This window comes from Luteibacter sp. PvP120 (assembly GCF_054055715.1).
This window is the reverse complement of the sequence record NZ_JBSRXP010000011.1, coordinates 41,314-64,280: the sequence shown is the minus strand read 5'-3', so window position 1 is coordinate 64,280 and position 22,967 is coordinate 41,314. Positions and strand designations below refer to the sequence as shown.

The following is a 22,967-nucleotide window of genomic DNA, read 5'->3' as shown; positions in this document are numbered from 1 at the left end:
GGTTTCTGCTAGCGTGCCGACCGCACTCCCGATTCCACACGGACCTTTCCGATGCTCAAGTCCCTCGCACTGGCCACGCTCTCGGCCGCCCTGCTCGCCGGCTGCACCACGGCGCAGAAAGCCGATACCGTCACGCCCCGTTCCGGCAGCGTCGCGAACGGTTCGACGCTGGATCTGGCGATCCTCGAAACCACCGACATCCATTCGAACATCCTTTCGTACGACTACTACAAGCAGAAGAACGACCCCAGCTTCGGCTACGAGCGCCTGGCCACGTTGATCCGGCAGGCGCGCAAGGAGTTCCCGAACACCGTGCTGTTCGACAGCGGCGATACCATCCAGGGCTCGGTGCTGGCCGACTACCAGGCGATGGTCAAGCCGGTGGGCTGCGACACGGAGCTGGGCATCTACGCGGCCATGGACGCGATCGGCTACGACGGCGGAACGGCCGGCAACCACGAATTCAACTACGGCCTGCCCTTCCTCGCGCAGGTGACCAACACGCCGATGAACGTGGATGGGGTGAAGCCCGCGGCGTGCGCCGGCCCGAAATTTCCGCTGGTGCTGTCCAACGTCTACAGCGCTCGCGACAAGCAGCCGATCTTCAAGCCGTGGACGATCGTGAGCAAGACGGTCGAGGTGAAAACCGCCGACGGCAAGACCGTGCCAACCACGTTGCGCATCGGCATCATCGGTTTCACCCCGCCGCCCATCCTCGACTGGGACAAGCGCAACCTGCAGGGCAAGGTCACCGTCGACGGCGTGGTGGAAGCCGCGCAGCGGTACATGCCAGAGGTGCTCGCACAGAAGCCCGACCTGGTCGTCGCCATCCTGCATGGCGGCCTCAACACCGCGCCGTACACGCCGCAGATGGAGAACGGCGGCTGGTACCTCGCCGGCGTTCCCGGTATCGACGCGTTGCTGCTCGGCCATTCGCATACCGAATTCCCGGGGCCGCGCTACATGGGCATGAAGGACGTGGACGCGAAGCGCGGCATCGTGCGCGGTGTGCCCGCCGTCATGGGTGGCTTCTTCGGCAAGGACCTGGGCATCATCAACATGACGCTCACACGCGAGAACGGCCGCTGGGTGGTGCAGAAGGACAAGAGTCACAGCCAGGTCCGGCCGATCTGCCCGAAGAAGAACGAGTGCGTGCCCGTCGATCCCACCATCGCACCCATCGTGACGCCGGCTCACTTGGCCGCGGTGGCTTACGTCAACACGCCGATCGGCGCCACCGACCACGACCTGACCAGCTACTTCGCCGACGAAGGCAACATGAGCGCGCTGGCGGTGGTCAACGCCGCGCAGGCCGACTACGCCCGTGACGAGATCGCCCGCGCGCATCCGGAACTGAAGGACATACCGGTGATCTCGGCGGCCTCCGCCTTCCGCACCGGCTTCGGTGGCCCCGACGACTACACGGACGTGCCTAAGGGCCCGATGACGATCCGCAACGCGGCCGATCTGTACTTCTATCCGAACACGCTGGCGGCGGTGAAGATCGACGGCGCGGCGGTGAAGGCGTGGCTGGAAAAATCGGCCACGCGTTTCAACCGCATCGATCCGACGAAGGAAGACGAGCAGACGCTCACGGGCAAGCTGGTGCCGTACAACTTCGACCAGATGCAGGGTGGCATCACTTACACCATCGACATCACCCAGCCGGAAGGGCAACGCATCGGCGACCTGCGCTACAAGGGCAAGCCGATCCGCGCCGACCAGTCCTTCATCGTCGTGACCAACAGCTATCGCGCCAACGGTGGCGGCGAGTTCCCGGGCATGAACGGCGAGTCCGTGGTGCTGAACGCGCCCGACGGCAACCGCGAGGTGGTGATCCGCTGGATCCAGGCGAAGAAGACGATCACCGGCAAGGAAGTCGACCCGCGCTCGTGGCACTTCGTGCGCGTCAAGACGAAGGGTCCGGTGACCTTCACCGCCGCGTCCGGCAAGCAGGACATCGCGGCGGCACAGGGCCTGGCGATCACGCAGGTGCACGACAACGGCGACGGCACGGCCGTGTACGCGCTGGACCTGTCGAAGCGCTGAAGGTGCGTGCCTCGGTTTCCACCCGCCATCATGGCGGGTGGAAACCCGATTCAAACCGCTTGACAGCCGCTATCACGCGGGCATAACGTCGGGCTCATGTCTTCCCTTGCGCCCGCGCTGCGTTTCCTTACGGCCTCCACGGCCGGCACGCGTGCGTCCGTGACCACCACCGCGACTACCATCACTACGACCATTACCATGGTCGGAGGATCGGAGTTCGCGCGCGCCTAGTTCTTGTCGCTGCCGGCCCCGACCTCCCGCAGGACGGGACCGGCGCCGGAACTTCCAGCCGACACCCTCCCTCCTGATGTGACCAAGGGCCTCTTACCGGAGGCTTCGATCGTGTCCATCGCTGTCGCGTTACCCCGCTCACCTTTACGTGCCGCGCCCGTACGCGCCGCCGTCCAGCCCCTCGTCGTGCATGTGGGCGTCGTCGGACCCGGCAAGGTCGGCAGCGCACTGCTGAACCAGCTGCGCGGCGCCGCACCGCGCCTGCGTCGCGACTTCAACCTGGAGCTCAGCCTGCGCGGCGTCAGCGACAGCCGCCACATGTGGCTGGATTGCGACGACGACGCCCTCAACGCGCGGCAGCACGGCGCCCAGACCTGGCGCCCGGTGGAACTGGACGAATTCGCGGCCTATGTCGCCGGCGACGGCAGCCATGTGGCCATCCTGGCGGACTGTAGTGCCAGCGACCGGGTGGCGGATCACTACGCCGGCTGGCTGGGTGCCGGCATCCATGTGGTCACGCCCAACAAGCGCGCGGCCAGTGGCCCGCTGGAACGCTGGCGACAGATCGGCGCCGCGGCCGAGGCCAGTGGCGCCCACCTGTATTACGAGGGCACGGTGGGTGCCGGCCTGCCGGTGGTGCAGACGCTGCGCGACATGATCGACACGGGCGACGAGCTGACCGCCGTAGAGGGCATGCTATCCGGCACGCTGGCCTGGCTGTTCAACCGGTTCGACGGCTCCGTGCCGTTCTCGGCGCTGGTGCGCGAGGCGCATGCCATGGGCTATACGGAGCCCGATCCGCGCGACGACCTGTCCGGCATGGACGTGGCACGCAAGGTCGTCATCCTCGCTCGCGAGGCCGGCCTGGCGCTGTCGCTGGAGGATGTGGCCGTGCGAAGCCTGATTCCCGCGGAGCTGGCCGAGGCCTCCCGCGAGGCCTTCATGGACCAACTGGCCCTGATGGATGCCCCGATGGCCACGCTGCTGGCCGATGCGCGGTCGGCAGGCGGCGTGCTGCGCCATGTCGCCCGGCTGGACGGCGGTCGCGCCAGCGTCGGCGTGCAGGTGGTCGAGGCCGACCACGCCTTCGCCCATTCGAAGCTGACCGACAACGTGCTGCGTTTCGCCACGCGCCGTTACTGCGACAATGCGCTGGTCGTCCAGGGACCGGGTGCCGGTCCCGAAGTCACGGCCGCCGCGGTATTCACGGACCTGCTGCGCGTGGCCGGCGCCATGGGAGTAAAACGGTGCGCATGTTGAACGAAGATTCCTTGCCCCTGGCCCGCGCGGATGTCGCGGTGGCGGAGGCCTATGCCAGTGTCGGCAATGTCGGCATCGGCTTCGATATCCTGGGCCACAGCGTAGCCGGCGCGGGCGATCGCGCCGAGGTGCGCCGCATCGCCGAGCGCGAGGTGCGCATCGCCGCCATCCATGGCGTGGTCACCGACCTGCCGCTGGCCGCCGCGGACAACACCGCCGGCGCCGCGTTGCTGTCCATGATGCACGCCCTTTCCCTGCCCTTCGGTTTCGAGCTCACGCTGCACAAGGGCATTGCGCTGGGCTCGGGTATGGGCGGATCGGCCGCATCGTGTGTCGCCGCGTTGGTCGCCGCGAACGCCCTGCTGGACGAGCCGCTGCCGCGCGAGGCGCTCTATCCGTTCGCGCTGGACGGCGAGGTGGTGGCCAGCGGCAGCCGACACGGCGACAACCTGGGGCCGATGCTACTGGGCGGCCTGGTGCTGTCCACCGACACACGCCTGGTGCGCATTCCCGTGCCGGCGGCATGGCACTGCGCGCTGGTGCATCCACACGTGGTACTGGAAACGCGCCGGGCGCGCGCCGCGCTGGCCGGGCACTACGCCCTGGGCGAGTTCGTCGCGCAGAGCGCCCACCTGGCCCTGGTATTGGCAGGCTGCTATCGCGGCGATGCCGCCCTCGTCCGCGAAGGGCTGTCCGATGTGCTGGTCGAGCCGCGCCGCGCGCCCCTGATTCCTGGTTTTGCGCAGGTCAAGCAGGCTGCCCTGGACCACGGCGCCCTCGGCGCCAGCATCTCCGGCGCCGGCCCCAGCGTGTTCGGCTGGTTCGAGGATCGCGCCTCGGCGCAGGCCGCGGCGCAGTCCATGCACGCGGCTTTCGCCGCCGCCGGCCACGACAGCGATCTGCTGGTGGCGCCGGTGGACGGCCCCGCGGCGAGGGTGCTGTGACCATGCGCTACGTCAGCACGCGCGGCGGTGCCGCGCCCGTCAGCCTAAGCGATGCGATCGCGGCAGGCATCGCACCGGATGGCGGACTGTACGTCCCGGAAGCCATGCCCACGGTGTCGCCGCCACCTCGCGGGGGCACGCTGGCCGATACCGCGTCGTGGATGCTGCGACCGTTCTTCGCGGGCGATCCGCTGGAAGCAGCGCTACCCGCCATTTGCGCCGATGCCTTCGCCTCTCCTGCGCCACGCCGGGCGTTGCCGATCGACGGCGCACACGTGCTGGAGCTGTTCCATGGACCGACTGCCGCCTTCAAGGATTTCGGCGCACGGTTCCTTGCCGCCTGCCTCAGTCGCCTGCGTCGCGAGGGCGACCGCCCCCTGACCATCCTGGTCGCCACGTCGGGCGATACCGGCGCGGCCGTGGGTGCCGCATTCCACAACCTGCCGGGCGTGCGCGTCGCCATCCTCTATCCGGACAACCGCGTCTCGCCGCGCCAGGCCCATCAGCTGGGCAGCTTCGGCGGCAACGTGCGCGCGCTGCGTGTCGAAGGCAGTTTCGACGATTGCCAGCGACTGGTGAAAGCCGCGCTGGGCGATCCCACCCTGCAGGCGGACGTGCCGATGTCCTCCGCCAACAGCATCAGCCTGGGCCGGTTACTGCCGCAGATGGCGTACTTCGGCCATGCGGCCATCCACGCGGACGGGCCGATGAACACCATCGTGCCCACGGGCAACCTCGGCAACGCCGTGGCCGCGTTGTGGGCTCGCCGGATCGGGCTGCCCCTGGGCGATGTGGTGTTCGCCTGCAACGCCAACGACACCCTGCCGGCCTTCTTCGGCGGCCAGCCGTATCGTCCGCGCGATGCCGTGCCGACCATCGCCAATGCCATGGACGTGGGCGCGCCCAGCAACTTCGAGCGCCTGGTCCACCTGTTCGGCGGCGAAGACGCGGCGCGGGTCCAGGGCCATGCCGAGGGCGTCGACGATGCCCAGATCCGCGACGTGATCCGCCGGCATGCCGCCAACGACGGCGAGGTGTTCTGTCCGCACACGGCCACCGCCATGCGCGTGTTCGAACGCCTGCGCCTGGCGGGCGATGGTCGCGCATGGACCCTGGCCGCCACCGCGCACCCCGCCAAATTCGAGAGCGTGGTCGAACCCCTGATCGGTCGTCTCGTCGCCGTGCCCGAGGCCCTGGACGCCATGCTGGCGCGGGAAGCCCACGCCGACCCGCTGGTTGCAGACAGCCGCCTGTTCGCCGACTGGCTGCGCCAATGGGCGCACGGGTAACGCAGGGCACACCCGTAACCCAGGCGCGGCGAGGCACCGCGGCACCGAGGGTAGGAGCGCACGCACGTGCGCGAACCCTCAGCCTTACACTGAGGCGAATGAAGCCACCCGCCAGACCATGCGAGCGCTTCCGTGTATCCGGTATTCGCTTTTCGGACGCACGGAAACGCTCGCATGGTTGTGGGCGGCATCGATCGCCTTTGCCGTGGTGAGGGTTCGCGCACGTGCGTGCGCTCCTACGCCCTTACCGTGCGGATCCGTCACCCCTACGGATCCGCACCGTAGATATCCGCCCACCCGTACCTGTCAGGGTGCGGGGTTGTCCAGCAGCGCCCTGATCGATTCGCCGGCACGGGTCACGGCGCCCAGTGCGCCGGTGGACGACGACGCCGGCAGGGTCTGGGTCGCGCGACGAAGAAGCGAATCCAGTCGCCCCTCGGGGTCGTAACGGCCCTGGCGATCGATCGAGGTGCCATCGGCTCCACGCGCCGCCTGGAGCGTGCCGTCCGCGGCGTAGACCAGCGTCACCGCATCGTCGAGTATGACCACCCGGTCGTCGCTGACCACGAAACTGGACGTACCGAGGGTGGACATCGCCCGCACATGCCGGCCGTCCGCTTCCGGGGTGACGGTCCAACGGACCGTTTGCTCGCCCTCGGTCACCTCGCGCACGGCCAGTTCGCCCTTGTCGAAGGTGTCGACGATGGCCAGCCGGGGAGCGCGGGCGGACGGATACCCGCCCGCCTGGCAATACACGGGAAATGGACCACCCAGATCGATGCTGCGGTTGGCGTAAGGGCCCAGCGGCATGCCGAACGCGATCTGGTAGAGGGAAAAGCCCGCAGGGCAGGAGTACACGCCGGGGCCACCGTCTTCGAAGCGCATCCACTCGGCGTCGCCCCCAGGACGATCGTGCAGGTACTGGTAGATGTAGTCGTAGCCCGAGTCGGTGGTACGAACCACCAGCAACTGGCATTGCAGGTAGCCGCTGTTGTCGCAGTCCTGCCACATGGCGCGCATCGAGGCTTCGGCCGGGTCGCGGTAATACTGGCCTGCGGCGCGGTACTCGGCGAAAGGCGGCGGCGCGTCGTCCGCCTGGGCCAGGGGAGAGATCGCGAGGAAAGTGCATGCCGTGAGCCGCGCCATGCTGCGCGCTCCGACCGTCCGTTGCTTGGTCATGGAATCATCCTTTGGGGAGACATCGTAGGAACGTGGCCATTCTGGTAGGCGGAAATCCGCACGGTCAATGCGGCCCATGCGATGCCCGTCACACTCCGAAAAGTTGTCCGTTTTTCTCATTTTCGAGGGCATACCACTTCGTCTCAGGCCGCAGTCCCACGGGCCTGGACGCAACGGACCACAGCCACGGGCGTCTAGCCGTCCAAACATCCGCGCAAGAATGTTTCATCCGAAAGTGTTGACAGGGCGATCCGAACTGGCATACGTTCGATCGCATGACGCAGCGCACCACCCATGGCCGCTTTGACCTGTCCCGCCTCCCGGCGGTAGACGGCAAGCTGCGTCTCGGTGGCGGCCTCCTTCTCCTTAGCCTTGTACTTATTACCTGCGGAGGTGCGGGCTGAGGGCAAGTGTCCAGGTGAACTAAGCAAAACAACCTGAAGACTCCTGAAGAACCCCGCACCCGGCAACGGATGCGGGGTTTTTTATTGCCCCCGACCCGCCTCTTCCACGAGCGGAGCCAGACATGAATTCAGCAACCCAGGGCAGCAACGACACCGTCGAGAGCGACGTAGGCGACCGCGTGCGCATCTTCGACACCACCCTGCGCGACGGCGAGCAAGCCCCCGGCTTCTCGATGGATCGGCGCGCGAAGCTGCGCATGGCGCATGCCCTGGAAGAGCTTGGCGTGGACATCGTCGAGGCCGGTTTCCCCCAGGCCTCACCCGACGATTTCGCCGCCGTGGCCGAGATCGCCCGCGCACTGAAGGCAACCACCGTGGCCGCGCTGGCGCGATGCCAGGCGGGCGATATCGACAGCGCGGGCCGCGCCCTGGAAGGCGCGAACCATGGCCGCATCCACCTGTTCCTGTCGACCAGCCCGCTGCACCGCGAATACAAGCTGGGCAAGAGCAAGCAGGAGGTGATCGATATCGCCGCCGCGGCGATTCATCGGGCGAAGGCGATGGCCCACGAGGTGGAGTTCTCAGCCGAGGATGCCTTGCGCACCGAACCGGAATACCTGGCAGAGATCTTTTCGGTGGCTGCCGAGGCAGGCGCCACCATCCTCAACGCACCGGACACCGTGGGCTATGTGACGCCGGACGAGATCACCCGGATGTTCACCTACCTGCGCCAGAACGTGAGAAACGCAGACAAAGTGGTGTTTTCGACGCACTGCCACGACGACCTCGGCCTGGCCGTCGCCAACTCGCTGGCCGCCGTCGCCGCCGGTGCCCGGCAGGTGGAATGCACCATCAACGGCATCGGCGAGCGCGCAGGCAACGCGGCCATGGAAGAGATCGTCATGGCACTGCACACGCGCCGGCCGCTGTTCCAGGTCGACACCGGCATTGTCACCCGTCACTTCTATCCCACCTCGCGGCTGCTGGCCGAAGTCACCGGCCAGGCGGTTCCCCGCAACAAGGCCATCGTCGGCGACAACGCCTTCGCGCATGAATCGGGCATCCACCAGCACGGCATGATCCGGCACCGCGGCACCTACGAAATCATGCGGCCGCAGGATGTCGGCGCGAAGACGTCGCTGGTGCTGGGCAAGCACTCCGGCCGCCACGCGCTGCGCCAGCGCCTGGAAGAGCTGGATTACCGCATGGACGAAGCGACGCTCGATGCCGTCTTCGACAGGTTCAAGGTGCTGGCGGATCGCCAGCGCTCCGTGACCAACGACGACCTCACCACCCTGATGACCACTCCCCCCGCACCCACCCCCACCCAGGCCGCGTGTGTCGCGGTCGAGTCCTGAGGAGGACCCATGGAAGCCCCGAAACATCTCTGGCACAACGGCCGTATCGCATCCTGGCAGGACGCCACGGTGCACGTCGGTGCCCACGCACTGCACTACGGCTCCTCCGTGTTCGAAGGTATCCGTGTGTATGCCACGCCAGAGGGTCCACGCTACTTCCGCCTGGAAGAACACACCGAGCGCCTGTTCCACTCGGCACGCGTGTACGACCTGATCGTTCCCTACGATGCCGCCACCATCAATCAGGCCTGTCGCGAGGTCATTACCGCCAATGGGCTGGAATCGGCCTACGTGCGTCCCATCGTGTTCCGTAGCGGCTTCACCTTCAGCCTGGCGCCGTCGCTGGATACCAAGGTGGACGTCTCGATCATCGCGCTGCCCTGGGGTGCCTACCATGGCACCGACGCACTGGAAAAAGGCGTGGACGTCTGTGTTTCCTCGTGGAACCGGGCCGCGCCGAACACCTACCCCAGTGGCGCGAAAGCCGGTGGCAATTACCTCAACAGCCAGCTGATCGCGCGCGAGGCGATCAACGGCGGCTTCGCCGAAGGCATCGCCCTGGGCACGGACGGCTTGCTGAGCGAAGGCGCCGGGGAAAACCTGTTCATCGTGCGCAAGGGCGTGATCTACACGCCGCCGGCGGCGTCCTCCATCCTGTGCGGGATCACGCGCGATTCCGTCCTGACGCTGGCCCGCGAGCGTGGCTTCGACGTGGTCGAGCAGTCGCTGCCACGCGAGATGCTCTACTTCGCCGACGAAGTGTTCATGACCGGCACCGCCGCGGAAATCACCGCCGTGCGCTCCGTCGATCGCAAACCGGTCGGCAGCGGTCATCCCGGTCCGGTCACCCGCCAGTTGCAGGCCGATTTCTTCGGCCTGTTCGATGGCCGCACCGACGATCGCTGGGGATGGTTGTCGGCCGTGACCGAAACCGAGCACGGGAGGGTCGCCGCATGAGCGCCCGCACCCTGTTCGACAAGCTGTGGGACAGCCATCAGGTAAAAGCCGAGACGGCCAGCACGCCCGGCGTGCTCTACATCGACCTGCACCTGGTGCACGAGGTGACCTCGCCGCAGGCCTTCGACGAACTGCGCTCGCGCGGGCTGAAGGTGCGTCGCCCCGATCGCACGCTGGCCACGCTGGACCATTCCACGCCGACGCTGCCGGCCGATGCCGACGGCAAACGTCCTTACTACACCAAGGAGGCCGAAGCGCAGGTCGCGAAGCTGGAGTCCAACGTACGCGAGTTCGGTATCGACCTGATGGGCTGGGACAGTCCCCAGCGCGGCATCGTCCATGTGGCGGGGCCCGAGGTGGGGGCGACCCAGCCGGGCATGACCATCGTCTGCGGCGACAGCCACACCGCCACGCATGGTGCCTTCGGCGCGCTGGCCTTCGGCATCGGTACCACCGAGGTGGGCCATGTGCTGGCTACGCAGTGCTTGCTGCAGCGCAAGCCGAAGTCGTTCGCCATCCGTGTGGACGGCGCCCTGCAGCGCGGCGTCACCGCGAAGGACCTGATCCTGCACGTGATCGGCACGATCGGCATCGGCGGCGGCACCGGCTACGTGCTGGAGTACACCGGCGAGGCGATCCGCGCTCTGTCGATGGAAGAGCGCATGACGGTGTGCAACATGTCGATCGAGGCAGGCGCCCGCGCCGGCCTGATCGCCCCTGACGAGACCACGTTCGCCTGGCTGAAGGGCCGCGAGCGCGTGCCGAAGGGCGACGCCTGGGACCGCGCGGTTGCCGCGTGGCGCGACCTGCCCACCGACGAAGGCGCCACCTACGATCGCGAAGTGCGTATCGACGCCTCGGCCATCCAGCCGTCTGTCACCTACGGTACGCACCCGGGCATGGTGGTGCCGATCCACGGCAATGTTCCCGCTGCCGCGGATGCGATGGAACAGCGCGCGCTCGACTACATGCAGGTGATCGCCGGCAAGCCGATGTGGGGCGAGAAGGTCGACGTGGTGTTCGTAGGCAGCTGCACCAATGGCCGCCTGTCCGACCTGCGCGCGGCAGCGGGACTGCTGCGCGGTCGCAAGGTCGCGGAAGGCGTGCGCATGCTGGTCGTGCCCGGTTCCGAGCAGGTACGTCGGGATGCCGAGCGCGAGGGACTGGACGAGGTGTTCCGTGCCGCCGGCGCCGAGTGGCGCGAATCCGGTTGCTCGATGTGCATCGCCATGAACGGCGACCTCGCCCAGCCGGGCCAGCTCGTCGTCGCCACCAGCAACCGTAACTTCGAGGGACGCCAGGGCAAGGGCGCCCGCACTGTCCTCGCCAGCCCCCTGGTCGCGGCCGCCTCCGCCATCGCCGGCCATGTGGCCGATCCCCGCGATTACATGACCCAGGAAGTTGCCGCATGAGCCAGACCAGCCGACCGCTCGCCTACGTGCATTCGCGCACGGCGGTGTTGCGCAACGAAAACATCGATACGGACCGGATCATTCCGGCGCGCTTCCTCACCACGACCGAACGCACTGGACTGGGCAAGCACTGCTTCCAGGACTGGCGTTACGCCGCCGACGGCAGCGACGACCCGGCGTTCCCGCTGAACCAGCCCGAAGCACGCGGCTGCGCGATCCTGGTCGCCGGCCACAACTTCGGCTGCGGCTCGTCGCGCGAGCACGCCCCCTGGGCGCTGCTGGACTACGGCATCCAGGCGGTGATCTCCAGCGAGATCGCGGACATCTTCCGTGGCAACTCGCTGAAGAACGGCCTGCTGGCCATCGTCGTCGGTACCGCCGAGCACCGCTGGCTGCTGGACAACCCCGGGGTCGAACTGCGGATCGATATCGCCGAGGGCACCATCGCGCTGCCCGACGGCGGCATCACCCGTTTCGACCTGGACGCCTTCTCGCGTCACTGCCTGCTCAACGGCGTCGACCAGATGGGCTTCCTGCTGCAGCACGAGGCGGATATCGCCACCTTCGAAACCCACCGGGAGAAAGCCGCATGAAGGCGTCCATCGTCGTACTGCCGGGCGACGGCATCGGCCCGGAAGTGGCCGCCGCCGGTGTCGCCGTGCTGACCGCCATCGCCGATCGTTTCGGCCATGCATTCACCTTTGCCGAGCATGCCATCGGCGGCGATGCGATCGATCGCTTCGGCGATCCGTTGCCGCCCGCCACGCGCGAGGCGCTGCTGGCGGCCGATGCGATCCTGCTGGGCGCCGTGGGCGGCCCGAAGTGGTCGGACCCGAACGCGGCCGTGCGCCCGGAGCAGGGCCTGCTGGCCATGCGCAAGCTGCTGGGCGTGTTCGCCAACGTGCGTCCGCTGAAGCTGCATCCGCGCACCGCCGCGCTGTCGCCGCTGAAACCGGAGCGCACCAAGGGCGTGGACCTGGTGTTCATCCGCGAACTCACCGGCGGCATCTATTTCGGTGCGAAGACGCGCAGCGAGACGGACGCCACGGACGAATGCCGCTACAGCGTGGTGGAGATCGAACGCGTGGTGCGCCATGCATTCGAGCTGGCCCGCACCCGGCGTCGCAAGGTCACCTCGGTGGACAAGGCCAACGTGCTGGAAACCTCGCGGCTGTGGCGTTCGGTGACCACCCGCGTGGCCGCCGAGTACCCCGACGTGGCGCTGGAACACCAGCTGGTGGATTCGATGGCCATGCACCTGCTGACCCGGCCCGCCGACTACGACGTGATCGTGACCGAGAACATGTTCGGCGACATCCTGACCGACGAGGCCTCGGTGCTGGCCGGCTCGCTGGGCCTGTCGCCGTCGGCGTCGCTGGGTGGCCCGGGTGCCGGCGTCTACGAGCCGATCCACGGTTCCGCGCCCGACATCGCCGGGCAGTCGCTGGCCAATCCCCTGGGCACCATCCTCTCCACCGCGATGCTGTTGCGCCACTCGCTCGGCCTGCCTGCCGAGGCCGCCGTGGTGGAAGCCGCGGTGGACCACGTGCTCGAGCACGCCAACCTCACCCGCGACCTGGGCGGCAGCGCAAGCACGCACGACGTGACCCGCGCTGTCCTGGATGCCTGTCATACCGAAGCGGAGGCCCTGTGAACACCAAGAAGATCCCCATCCGCACGCTGCGCAGCGATGCGATAAAGACCGGTCCGGACCGGGCCCCGGCGCGTGCCATGCTGCGCGCCACCGGCCTGGACGACGAGGCCATCGCACGGCCGATGGTGGCCATCGTGCACAGCTGGTCCAACGTCTCTCCGTGCAACCTCAACCTGCGCGACCTCGCCGAGGCGGCTGCGGACGGCGTGCGCGCGGCGGGCGGCACGCCGGTGGAGTTCAACACCATCGCGGTCACGGACGGCATCGCCATGGGCACGAGCGGCATGCGCTCGTCGCTGGTCAGCCGCGAGATCATCACCGACTCCATCGAGCTGGCGGTGGACGGCCATTGCCTGGATGCCATGGTGGTGCTGTGCGGCTGCGACAAGACGATCCCCGCCGCGGCCATGGCCCTGGCGCGGCTCAACATACCCGGCGTGGCGCTGTACGGCGGCAGCATCGACCACGGCACGCACAACGGCTGCCCGATCACCGTGCAGCAGGTGTTCGAGGCGGTGGGCGCGCACGGCGCGGGCAAGATCGACGACGCGGAACTGGATGAGGTGGAACGCCACGCCTGTCCCGGTGCCGGTGCGTGCGGTGGCCAGTACACCGCCAACACGATGGCGATGGTGCTCACCACGCTCGGGCTGTCGCCGGTGGGCCTGAACGACATTCCGGCGACGCACCCGGCCAAGCGCGACGCCGCGTTCCGTTGCGGCGAACTGGCTATGGCCTGCCTGGAAGCCGACCGCAAGCCGCGCGACATCATGACCCGCGCCGCCTTCGATAACGCCGCGCGCATGGTTGCCGGCACGGCGGGCTCCACCAATGCCGTGCTGCACCTGCTGGCCATGGCCAACGAAGCGCGCGTGCCGCTGTCCATCGAGGACTTCGAGCCCGCCTCGGTGCACACCCCGGTGATCGCCGACCTCATGCCCGGCGGCCGGTTCAGTGCGGTGGAACTCACCGCGGCCGGCGGCACCACCATCGTCGCCCGCGAACTGCGCAAGGGCGGCATGCTGGTCGATACGCCCACCGTCACCGGACGCAGCCTGTTCACCGAACTGGACGCCGCGCCCGCGGCGACGGAAGGACAGCAGGTGGTGCGCCCCGTCGATGCGCCGTTCAAACCGCGCGGCGGTTACAGCATCCTCTACGGCAACCTGTCGCCGGAGGGCTGCATCCTCAAGCTGGCCGGCCATGGTCGCACCAGCCACGCCGGCCCGGCACGTGTCTTCGAAAGCGAGGAAGACGCTTTCGCAGCCGTCAAGGCAGGCCGTATCCGCGCCGGCGATGTCATGGTCATCCGCAACGAAGGTCCGGCCGGCGGCCCGGGCATGCGGGAGATGCTCGCGGTCACCGCCGCACTGATCGGCCGCGGCCTGGGTAACGACGTGGCGCTGATCACCGACGGCCGCTTCAGCGGCGCCACCCACGGCTTCATGGTCGGTCACATCGCGCCCGAAGCCGCACGCGGCGGCCCCATCGGCCTGATCCGCGAGGGCGATGCCATCTTCATCGACGCCGCCAGTCGCGAACTGCGTACCGACGCGGACCTGGCCTCCCGCCGTGCCACGTGGCGACCGGGACCGCCGAAGGTCGCGCGCGGCGTGCTCGCCAAATACGCGCGCCTGGTCGGCTCCGCCGCCGAAGGCGCCGTGACGCAGGCCTTCGACGATGCGCCCGCCACGGCGGCCGCCGAACCCGCGCGCCGTGAATTCGCCGAAGCGGACTGCACGCAGGAACTGATCGGCAACTGATCCACCTTTTTCCCTTTCTTTCGAACATCCACCTGGAGACACCCCGTGACCGACAAGCAAGCCACCACCGCCCCGCTGCAGAATGCCCGTATCGCCGTGCTCGGCTACGGTAGCCAGGGCCGTGCGCACGCGCTCAACCTGAAGGACTCCGGCCTCGACGTCGTGGTCGGCCTGCGTCCGGGTGGCCCGTCGTGGAACCGTGCGTATACCGATGGCTTTGCTGTCGCCGAGCCCGCCGAGGCCGTGCGCGACGCCGACCTGGTCGCCGTGCTCACCCCGGACATGACCCAGCCGGGCATCTACAAGGACGCGATCGAGGCCAACATGAAACCCGGCGCGGCGCTGCTGTTCGCCCACGGCTTCAACATCCACTTCGGCCAGATCCAGCCGCGCAAGGACATCGATGTGGTGCTGGTCGCGCCCAAGGGCCCCGGCGCGCTGGTCCGTCGCGAATACGAAATCGGCCGCGGCGTGCCTTGCCTGTACGCCGTGCACCAGGACGCCACCGGCCATGCCACGGAACGTGCCACGGCCTACGCCGCCGGTATCGGTGGTGCGCGCGCCATGCTGATCGAAACCGACTTCAAGGAAGAGACCGAGACCGACCTGTTCGGTGAGCAGGCCGTGCTGTGCGGCGGCGCCTCCGAGCTGGTGCTCAAGGGCTTCGAAACGCTGACCGAGGCGGGTTACCGGCCGGAGATCGCCTACTACGAGGTGATGCACGAACTGAAGCTGATCGTCGACCTGTTCTACGAGGGCGGCATCGCCCGCATGCTCGAATTCGTTTCCGAGACCGCGCAGTACGGCGACTACACCCGCGGCCCGCGCGTGATCGACGACAGCACCAAGCAGCGCATGAAGGAGGTGCTTAAGGATATCCAGGACGGCACGTTCGCCCGCGAATGGACGGCCGAATATCAGGCCGGCCTGCCCAACTACAAGGCGTTCAAGCAGCGCGACCTGGACCACCCGATCGAGAAGGTCGGCGCGCAGCTGCGTGCCCGCATGCCCTGGCTGCAGGCCAACCAGCCGCAGCCGGCCAAGGCCGCGGAATGACCCCTATCCCCACATGATCCCTTTCCTCCACACGATCCCTTTCCCCCACATGTAGGAGCGCACGATGTGCGCTCCTACCATCACCTCATTAAAGGAATCTCCGACACCGTGAACGCGCAACTGGATACCGTCGGCGCACCGCGCCGCGTCACCTCGAACCACCCGCTGGCCGGCCAGACCATGACCGGCGCCGATATCGTCGTGCAGGTACTTGCCGACGAGGGTCTCGACGTACTCTTCGGTTACTCCGGCGGCGCCATCCTTCCCGTTTACGACGCCGTGTTCCGCTACAACGCGCTGCATACCCGCGACGACGGCAACGAACCGATGCCGCTGATCGTTCCCGCCAACGAGCAGGGTGCGTGTTTCATGGCCGCCGGCTACGCAAGGGCCTCTGGCCGTGTCGGTGTCGCGCTGGTGACTTCCGGTCCCGGCGCCACCAACGCGGTGACGCCCGTGCGTGACTGCATGGCCGATTCCGTTCCCGTCGTGGTCGTCTGCGGCCAGGTACCCACCGCGGCCATCGGCACCGATGCCTTCCAGGAAGCCCCCATCAGCACCATCATGGGTGCCTGCGCCAAACACGTGTTTCTCGTGACCGACCCCTCCACACTGGAGGCCACACTTCGCACGGCGTTTCACATCGCCCGCAGCGGCCGCCCCGGCCCCGTGGTGGTCGATATCCCCAAGGATGTCCAGAACGCACCATTGACGTTCGAGGGAAGCCGCGAACTGGCTGTGCGCGGTTACCGGTCGCGCCTGCACGCCGTGGAATCCGCGACCATCGAAGATGCCCACTGCGCCGCCTTCTTCGATCGCCTGGCCCGCGCGAAGCGTCCCTTGATCTACGCCGGTGGCGGTGTCGTCGCCGCCAGCGCCTCGGCGGTGCTCCGCGAGTTCGCACACGCCTTCGGCATCCCCGTCGTGACAACGCTGATGGGTATCGGCGGTTTCGACACCACCGATCCGCTGGCGCTGCACATGCTGGGCATGCACGGCACGGCCTATGCCAACTATGCGATGGACGACAGCGATTTCGTCTTCGCGCTGGGCGCACGCTTCGACGACCGCGTGGTCGGCGTGCCGGCCCGCTTCGCGCCGAGTGCACGCACCATCGCGCAGATCGACATCGACCCGGCCGAGATCGGCAAGGTGAAAGCCGTGGACTGGCACCACGTCGGTACGCTGGATGCATCGCTGCAACGCTTGCTGGATTACGGCAAACGCATTGGCTTCACGTCGGACCTCACCGACTGGCACGCTCATGTTGCTGCACTGAAGACCACCCACGCCATGGACTTCTGCCGCGACAGCGACCACATCCAGCCGTGCGCCGTCATACAGGCGATCAACCGCATCACCGATGGCCGCGCGATCATCAGCACCGGCGTCGGACAGCACCAGATGTGGGCCGCGCAGTATTTCGATTTCCGCGAGCCCCGCCGCTGGCTGACCTCCGGCTCCATGGGCACGATGGGCTTCGGCCTGCCCGCCGCCATTGGCGCCCAGTTCGCACGACGCGACCTCACCGTGATCGACATCGACGGCGATGCCAGCATCCGCATGAATATCGGCGAGATGGAAACCGTCACCACGTACGGGCTGCCGGTGAAAGTGGTGGTACTGAACAACAGCGGTGATGGCATGGTCCGGCAATGGCAGAAGCTGTTCTTCAAGGGGCGGTTCTCCGCGTCGGACAAGAGCCTGCACAAGAAGGACTTCGTGCGCGCCGCGCAGGCCGACGGTTTCGAATGGGCGCAGCGCCTCGACGACCCCACCGCCGTCGACGCCACCATCGCCGACTTCCTCGCGTTCGACGGCCCAGCCTTCCTTGAGGTGGTGATCGATGCGGATGCGGGTGTCTACCCGATGGTCGGCCCGGGAGCCACCTATGCCGAGATGATCACCGGCGACTGGATCGCCAGCCGTACGGCACCGACGATCACCACCGCCGAACCCACAGGGATGTTCTGACCATGCGCCACCTGATCTCCATGCTGCTGCAGAACGAAGCCGGCGCCCTGGCGCGCGTAGCGGGGCTGTTCGCATCGCGTGGCTACAACATCGAATCGCTCACCGTGGCCGCCACGCACGACGTGGATGCCTCGCGACTCACCCTGGTGATCTTCGGCGACGACGAGGTGATCGAGCAGATCATCAAGCAATCGGCCAAGCTGATCGACGTGCTCGAGATTGCTGAACTGACCCGACGCGACTATGTGGAACGGGAGCTGCTGGTGGCGCGCGTCGAGGCAGACGATGCCGCCACCGACCTCTGCCTGGCCCGATTTGGCGGGCGCCTGCTGCAGCGTGCGGCGGGGCAGTCGGTGGTGGAATACACCGGCCGCGCCGAGGAAGTGGACGTGTTCCTCGATGCCCTGCGCCAGGCCGGCGAGATCGTCGACCACGCACGCAGCGGCATCGCGGCGCTGGAGCGGCCGGTGGCGCTGGCTTGACACGCCATCGGCACTACCAGACCTTGTAAACCCGCCCCGTCTCGCGACCTTCCACCGAACGCGAAAACGCACGTGCGGCACTGGCGGCGCTGACCGGCTCGAAGCCACGGAAGAAGGGGCCGTACGCTTCCATGGCTTCCGTCAGCACGCTCGGGCTCACCGCGTTGATCCGGATACCGCGGGGCAGTTCGATCGCCGCGCCACGCACGTAGCCTTCCACCGCGCCGTTGACCACGCTGGCACAGGCACCGGCGAGGATCGGTTGCTCGGTCAGGATGCCGGTGATGAGCGTGAACGACCCGCCGTCGCCGAGCGAGGCGACTCCGGAGCGGACCAGGCGCACCTGGCCCATCAGCTTGTCATTCAGACCTTCGAGGTACTTCGCCTCGGTCAGTTCGTCGAGCGGTGCGAAAGGCACCTTTCCGGCCGCGCAGACCACCGCGTCGAGTGGACCGGCTTCGCGGTACATCGCCTCCACGCTCGCGCCGTCACGCAGGTCCACGCGCAGGTCGCCGCTGGTGCGGCCAGCCGTCACGATATCGTGGCGGACGCCCAGCTCCGCCACGACGGCCCGGCCCAGGGTGCCGCCGGCACCGACGATGAGGATCTTCATGGTTTGCTCCTTGGAGGTTGCAGACCGCGCAGGGTACTCTCGGCGCCATGAATCGTCGCGCCGCCCTTTCGCTGCCGCCGCCCATGGCCGATACCTCGGCGCTCGGTCGTGAGCAGGACCTACTCGGCCTGTCGGACGAGCCGTCCATCCATTACCTGGAACACGGTTCGCGCAGCCGGCTGATCCGCTGGCATTACCATCCCGCTTACGAACTGCACCTCATCGTCTCGACGGAAGGCACGGCCTATGTCGGCGATTACGAGGGCCGGTTCTCGCCCTATACGCTGATGCTCACCGGCCCCAACGTGCCGCACAACTGGGTGACGGACGCGGACTGCGAGCCCACCGCACTGCGCGACCGCGTAATCCTTTTCTCAGAGGCGTTCGTGCGCCGGTTCACCGAGTTTTTCCCGTCGGCACGTCACGTGAAGTCGTTGCTTCTGGAAGAAGCCCGCTACGGCATACGTTTCTCGCCCGAGCTGGGGCGGCAACTGGAACCGTTGTTCCGCCGCGTGTCCGATCATCCGGGCCTGCGCCGCGTGGCCAGCTTCTTCGAGATGGTAGAGGCGCTGTCCGAGGATGCGACGCGCTGCCCGCTCAGCAGTCGTCCGTTCCAGGCGTCGGCGGACCCCGGGCAGTCGATGAAGCTGCACCGCGCCGTCGCCTTCATCGACCGGCACTACGCCGGCGATGTATCGCTCAAGGCCGTGGCCGGTCGGCTGGACATGTCGGAGTCGGCCTTCTCGCGATTCTTCCACCAGCACACGGGGTACCGCTTCATCGACTACGTGAACCAGACGCGCGTGCAGCACGCGTGCGAGAAGTTGTCGGGCTCCGCCGTGTCGATCACCGACATCTGCTACGAGGTCGGTTTCAGCAACCTCTCCAATTTCAATCGCCGTTTCCTCGCCCTGACCGGCATGACGCCGCGTGACTATCGCATGCGACATCGCGAGGCGAGCGCCGAGGCGTGATGTGGCGGCGCGTCATGTGCAGGCCCAGGCACGTAGGCCCGCACCCTGCATTTGCGTACTTTATTGACCCTTACAGCGCATGCTGCAATGCGTCATTACTGCGCTTCCTGCCGACATTCTCGGCCGCTGGAACCGGCGATATGCGCAAGAAAGTATGTATTTTCATCGGAAACCGACACCTGACGTATTGGTGAGCCGCACGCCATAGAACCTATAAACGCACATCCGTTTCGTACGCGCCGCCCTACGACGTCGCGCCGGGACATGCCACCCAGGGAGGCACGATGAGCGATTACCGGAACCGGCTCGGCACCCTCGCCGTCTCGGCGCTGTTCGCGGCGGCAGCGGCACCTGTCGCCCTCGCGGACACCACGCTGACCATCGGCACCGTCAACAACGCCGACATGGTGCGCATGCAGGCGCTGTCGCCGGAGTACGAGCGCCAGCATCCCGGCGTGCACCTCAACTGGGTGGTGCTGGAAGAGAACACCCTGCGCCAGCGGCTTACCACCGACATCGCTACCCACGGTGGCCAGTTCGACGTGATCACCATCGGCGCGTACGAGGCGCCGCTGTGGGGCAAGCAGCAGTGGCTGAAGCCGCTGGACAACCTGCCCGCCGATTACGACGGCAACGACCTGATGAAGAACGTGCGCGAACAGCTGACGGTGGACAACCACCTGTACGCGGTGCCGTTCTACGCCGAGGCCAGCATCACCTACTTCCGCACCGACCTGTTCGCCAAGGCCAACCTGACCATGCCGGCCGAGCCGACCTGGGCGCAGGTGAAGGGGTTTGCGCAGAAGCTGCACGATCCGGCCAACGGCGTTTATGGCATCTGCCTGCGCGGCAAGGCCGGCTGGGGCGAGAACATGGCCCTGCTGGGCACCATCGTCAACAGCTATGGCGGACGTTGGTTCGACGAGCAGTGGCACCCGCAGATCGACACACCGGAATGGCACCAGGCCGTTAACTTCTATGTCGACCTGCTGAAGAACTACGGGCCGCCCGGCCCGTCCGACAACGGATTCAACGAGAACCTGGCCCTGTTCGCCGCGGGCAAGTGCGCCATGTGGGTCGATGCCAGCGTCGGCGGCGGCACCGTTACCGATCCGAAGGAAAGCAAGGTGGTCGGCAAGGTCGGCTTCGCGCGCTCGCCGCACCAACTCACCGATCGCGGCTCGTCGTGGTTGTGGGTGTGGTCGCTGGCCATCCCGGCCAGCTCGCGCCAGACCGACGCCGCACGTGACTTCATCCTCTGGGCCACGTCCAGGCCCTACCTGAAGATGGTCGCCGACAAGTATGGCGAGCAGGCCACGCCACCCGGCACGCGTGAATCGACCTACGCCAACGCCGCCTACATCGCGGCCGCGCCCTTCGCGAAAGTGACCTACGACTCGCTCAAGGCCGTCGACCCGGCGCATCCGACGCTCAAGCCCGTGCCTTACAAGGGCATCCAGATCGTGTCGATCCCCGAGTTCCAGGCCGTCGCCACCCTGGTCGGCCGGCAGATCGCCGGCGCGCTGGCCGGCCGAGGGAACGTGGACGACCTGCTGCACACGGCGCAGGACGCGGTAAGCCGCACCATGAAACGCGCCGGCTACTACGACAACAAGCCCGTCATCCAGAAGGAGTCGCCGTAATGAGCGCGCGTATCCGCAAACGTCCGGAGCGACTGCTCGCGCAGCCCGCCATCATCATGCTGCTGGCCTGGATGATCGTGCCGCTGGCGATGACGCTGTATTTCTCCACGCAGTACTACAACCTGCTTTACCCGGGAAAGTCCGCCTTCGTGGGCCTGGAGAATTTCGCCTACTTCTTCGCCTATCCCAGCTTCTGGACGTCGATCCTCAACACGATCCTGCTGGTGGGCAGCGTGCTGGTGGTGACTGTGGTCGGCGGCGTGCTGATATCCGTACTGGTGGACGAGACGTTCCCCGGCCAGGGCATCGTGCGCATGCTGCTGATCTCGCCGTTCTTCATCATGCCGACCGTGGCCGCGCTGGTCTGGAAGAACCTGATGATGAACCCGGTGTCCGGCTTCCTCGCCTGGGTATGGAAGCTGTTCGGTGCCACGCCGGTGAACTGGTTCGCCGACTGGCCGTTGCTGTCGGTCATCGTCGTGGTGTCGTGGGAATGGCTGCCGTTCGCCATCCTGATCTTCGTCACCGCGCTGCAATCGCTGGACCGTGAACAGATGGAAGCGGCCCGGATGGACGGCGCGCGTGGCCTGGCCATCTTCCGCTACCTCACCCTGCCCCATCTCGCCCGCCCCATCGCCGTGGTGGTGATGGTGGAGGCCATCTTCCTGCTCAACATCTTCGCCGAGATCTTCGTCACCACCAACGGTGGCCCAGGCGATGCGACCACCAACATCCCGTACCTGGTCTACACGCAGGCCTTGCTGGAGTTCGACGTGGGTGCGGCGTCCGCTGGCGGCCTGGTCGCGGTGGTGCTGGCCAACATCATGGCGGTGGTGCTGATCCGCCTGATCGGCAAATCGTTGACCGAGAAGGCGTGAGGAGACAGCCATGGCCAAGACCCACCGTAACCCGCTCGCCCGCACGCTGCGCATCGTCGCCTCGTGGATCGTCGCCCTCATCGTGTTCTTTCCCATCCTGTGGATGGTGCTGACCAGCTTCAAGTCCGAGCTGGATGCCTTCAGCATGCCGCCGCACTTCCTGTTCGCGCCCACGCTGGAAAACTACGAACAGATCCTCGCACGCGCCAACTACCTGCACTACGCGTGGAACTCCATCGTCACCGCCGGCGGGGCCACGCTGCTGGGCATGATCGTGGCCGTGCCGGCCGCCTATGCCTTCGCCTACCACCCGACGGCGAAGACCAAGAGCGTGCTGCTGTGGATGCTCTCGACCAAGATGCTGCCGAGCGTGGGCGTGCTGGTGCCGATCTACCTGATCTGCCGCGACCTGAACATGCTCGACTCCAAGGCCGCGCTGATCGTCATCTTCGCGCTGATCAACCTGCCGATCATGGTGTGGATGATCTACACGTACTTCCGTGACATTCCCTACGACATCCTGGAAGCCGCGCGCATGGACGGCGCCAGCACGACGCAGACGATGTTCCGGGTGCTGATTCCCGTGAGCCGCGGCGGCCTGGCCTCCACGGCGCTGCTGTGCCTGATCCTCTCGTGGAACGAGGCGTTCTGGTCGCTCAACCTCACTACCACCAGCGCCGCACCACTGACGGCACTGGTGGCCTCGTTCTCCAGTCCCGAGGGGCTGTTCTGGGCAAAGTTGTCCGCCGTGTCCACCCTGGCCTGCGCACCCATCCTGGTGCTGGGCTGGCTGTCGCAGCGCCAGCTCGTCCGCGGTCTCACCTTCGGCGCAGTCAAATAGGAGTCG

General features: G+C 67.1%; 17 protein-coding genes and 2 pseudogenes. 17 read left to right on the top strand and 2 right to left on the bottom strand.

Annotated elements, in window-relative coordinates:
• Positions 1-51: 51 nt before the first annotated feature.
• From ACVKN3_RS17745 to thrC, 4 genes are all read left to right on the top strand, one after another.
• Positions 52-2,049 carry a bifunctional 2',3'-cyclic-nucleotide 2'-phosphodiesterase/3'-nucleotidase gene (locus ACVKN3_RS17745; protein ID WP_354516945.1) on the top strand — a complete coding sequence of 666 codons (1,998 nt, stop codon included), beginning with the start codon at positions 52-54 and terminating at the stop codon, positions 2,047-2,049.
• Between the two features lie 342 nt (positions 2,050-2,391).
• Positions 2,392-3,540 (top strand): homoserine dehydrogenase family protein, encoded by a 1,149-nt coding sequence (locus ACVKN3_RS17740; RefSeq protein ID WP_240003856.1) that lies wholly within the window; start codon positions 2,392-2,394, stop codon positions 3,538-3,540.
• Positions 3,534-4,484 carry a homoserine kinase gene (locus ACVKN3_RS17735; RefSeq protein ID WP_354516943.1) on the top strand — a complete coding sequence of 317 codons (951 nt, stop codon included), beginning with the start codon at positions 3,534-3,536 and terminating at the stop codon, positions 4,482-4,484. Before ACVKN3_RS17740 ends, ACVKN3_RS17735 begins: the two co-directional genes overlap by 7 nt.
• 2 nt (positions 4,485-4,486) lie before the next feature.
• The gene (gene thrC, locus ACVKN3_RS17730; protein ID WP_354516941.1) at positions 4,487-5,773 is read left to right on the top strand and encodes a threonine synthase; all 1,287 of its coding nucleotides are present in this window, start codon (positions 4,487-4,489) and stop codon (positions 5,771-5,773) included.
• Between the two features lie 306 nt (positions 5,774-6,079).
• Here thrC and ACVKN3_RS17725 read toward each other — a convergent pair whose 3' ends face one another.
• Positions 6,080-6,952, bottom strand: a complete 873-nt coding sequence (locus ACVKN3_RS17725; protein WP_354516939.1) for a hypothetical protein — start codon at positions 6,950-6,952, stop codon at positions 6,080-6,082.
• Between the two features lie 526 nt (positions 6,953-7,478).
• On the opposite strand from ACVKN3_RS17725, the pseudogene ACVKN3_RS17720 reads away from it, so the two are divergent.
• The 9 genes and pseudogenes from ACVKN3_RS17720 to ilvN form a co-directional block, all read left to right on the top strand.
• Positions 7,479-8,654, top strand: a pseudogene (locus ACVKN3_RS17720) (2-isopropylmalate synthase); the annotation flags it as partial.
• Between the two features lie 69 nt (positions 8,655-8,723).
• Complete coding sequence (locus ACVKN3_RS17715) at positions 8,724-9,671, top strand: branched-chain amino acid transaminase (RefSeq protein WP_285402651.1); 948 nt, start codon at positions 8,724-8,726, stop codon at positions 9,669-9,671.
• Positions 9,668-11,083 carry a 3-isopropylmalate dehydratase large subunit gene (gene leuC, locus ACVKN3_RS17710; RefSeq protein WP_354516937.1) on the top strand — a complete coding sequence of 472 codons (1,416 nt, stop codon included), beginning with the start codon at positions 9,668-9,670 and terminating at the stop codon, positions 11,081-11,083. Before ACVKN3_RS17715 ends, leuC begins: the two co-directional genes overlap by 4 nt.
• Positions 11,080-11,676: a 3-isopropylmalate dehydratase small subunit gene (leuD, locus tag ACVKN3_RS17705; protein WP_354516935.1), complete on the top strand. Its 597-nt coding sequence runs from the start codon at positions 11,080-11,082 to the stop codon at positions 11,674-11,676. The genes leuC and leuD overlap by 4 nt, the downstream gene beginning before the upstream one ends.
• A complete protein-coding gene (gene leuB / locus ACVKN3_RS17700) occupies positions 11,673-12,737 on the top strand; it encodes a 3-isopropylmalate dehydrogenase (RefSeq protein WP_354516933.1) in 1,065 nt (354 codons plus the stop codon). The genes leuD and leuB overlap by 4 nt, the downstream gene beginning before the upstream one ends.
• 26 nt (positions 12,738-12,763) lie before the next feature.
• Positions 12,764-14,500, top strand: a complete 1,737-nt coding sequence (gene ilvD / locus ACVKN3_RS17695) for a dihydroxy-acid dehydratase (protein ID WP_354517020.1) — start codon at positions 12,764-12,766, stop codon at positions 14,498-14,500.
• A 33-nt stretch (positions 14,501-14,533) separates the two neighbouring features.
• A pseudogene (ilvC, locus tag ACVKN3_RS17690) lies at positions 14,534-15,556 on the top strand (ketol-acid reductoisomerase); the annotation flags it as partial.
• A gap of 180 nt (positions 15,557-15,736) precedes the next feature.
• Complete coding sequence (ilvB, locus tag ACVKN3_RS17685) at positions 15,737-17,530, top strand: biosynthetic-type acetolactate synthase large subunit (protein WP_354517018.1); 1,794 nt, start codon at positions 15,737-15,739, stop codon at positions 17,528-17,530.
• A 2-nt stretch (positions 17,531-17,532) separates the two neighbouring features.
• Positions 17,533-18,012 (top strand): acetolactate synthase small subunit, encoded by a 480-nt coding sequence (ilvN, locus tag ACVKN3_RS17680; protein ID WP_285402641.1) that lies wholly within the window; start codon positions 17,533-17,535, stop codon positions 18,010-18,012.
• 13 nt (positions 18,013-18,025) lie between these two features.
• On the opposite strand, the gene ACVKN3_RS17675 is transcribed toward ilvN, so the two are convergent.
• Positions 18,026-18,625 (bottom strand): short chain dehydrogenase, encoded by a 600-nt coding sequence (locus ACVKN3_RS17675; protein ID WP_354516931.1) that lies wholly within the window; start codon positions 18,623-18,625, stop codon positions 18,026-18,028.
• Positions 18,626-18,672: 47 nt separating this feature from the next.
• On the opposite strand from ACVKN3_RS17675, the gene ACVKN3_RS17670 reads away from it, so the two are divergent.
• From ACVKN3_RS17670 to ACVKN3_RS17655, 4 genes are all read left to right on the top strand, one after another.
• Positions 18,673-19,599: a helix-turn-helix domain-containing protein gene (locus ACVKN3_RS17670; protein WP_285402637.1), complete on the top strand. Its 927-nt coding sequence runs from the start codon at positions 18,673-18,675 to the stop codon at positions 19,597-19,599.
• Between the two features lie 284 nt (positions 19,600-19,883).
• Positions 19,884-21,242, top strand: coding sequence for an ABC transporter substrate-binding protein (locus ACVKN3_RS17665; protein ID WP_285402635.1), 1,359 nt, complete (start codon positions 19,884-19,886; stop codon positions 21,240-21,242).
• Entirely contained in the window at positions 21,242-22,120 is an 879-nt protein-coding gene (locus tag ACVKN3_RS17660; RefSeq protein ID WP_285402633.1) for a carbohydrate ABC transporter permease, read from the top strand. Before ACVKN3_RS17665 ends, ACVKN3_RS17660 begins: the two co-directional genes overlap by 1 nt.
• A gap of 10 nt (positions 22,121-22,130) precedes the next feature.
• On the top strand, positions 22,131-22,961 hold the full coding sequence (locus ACVKN3_RS17655; RefSeq protein WP_285402631.1) for a carbohydrate ABC transporter permease: 831 nt from the start codon (positions 22,131-22,133) through the stop codon (positions 22,959-22,961).
• Positions 22,962-22,967: the final 6 nt, after the last annotated feature.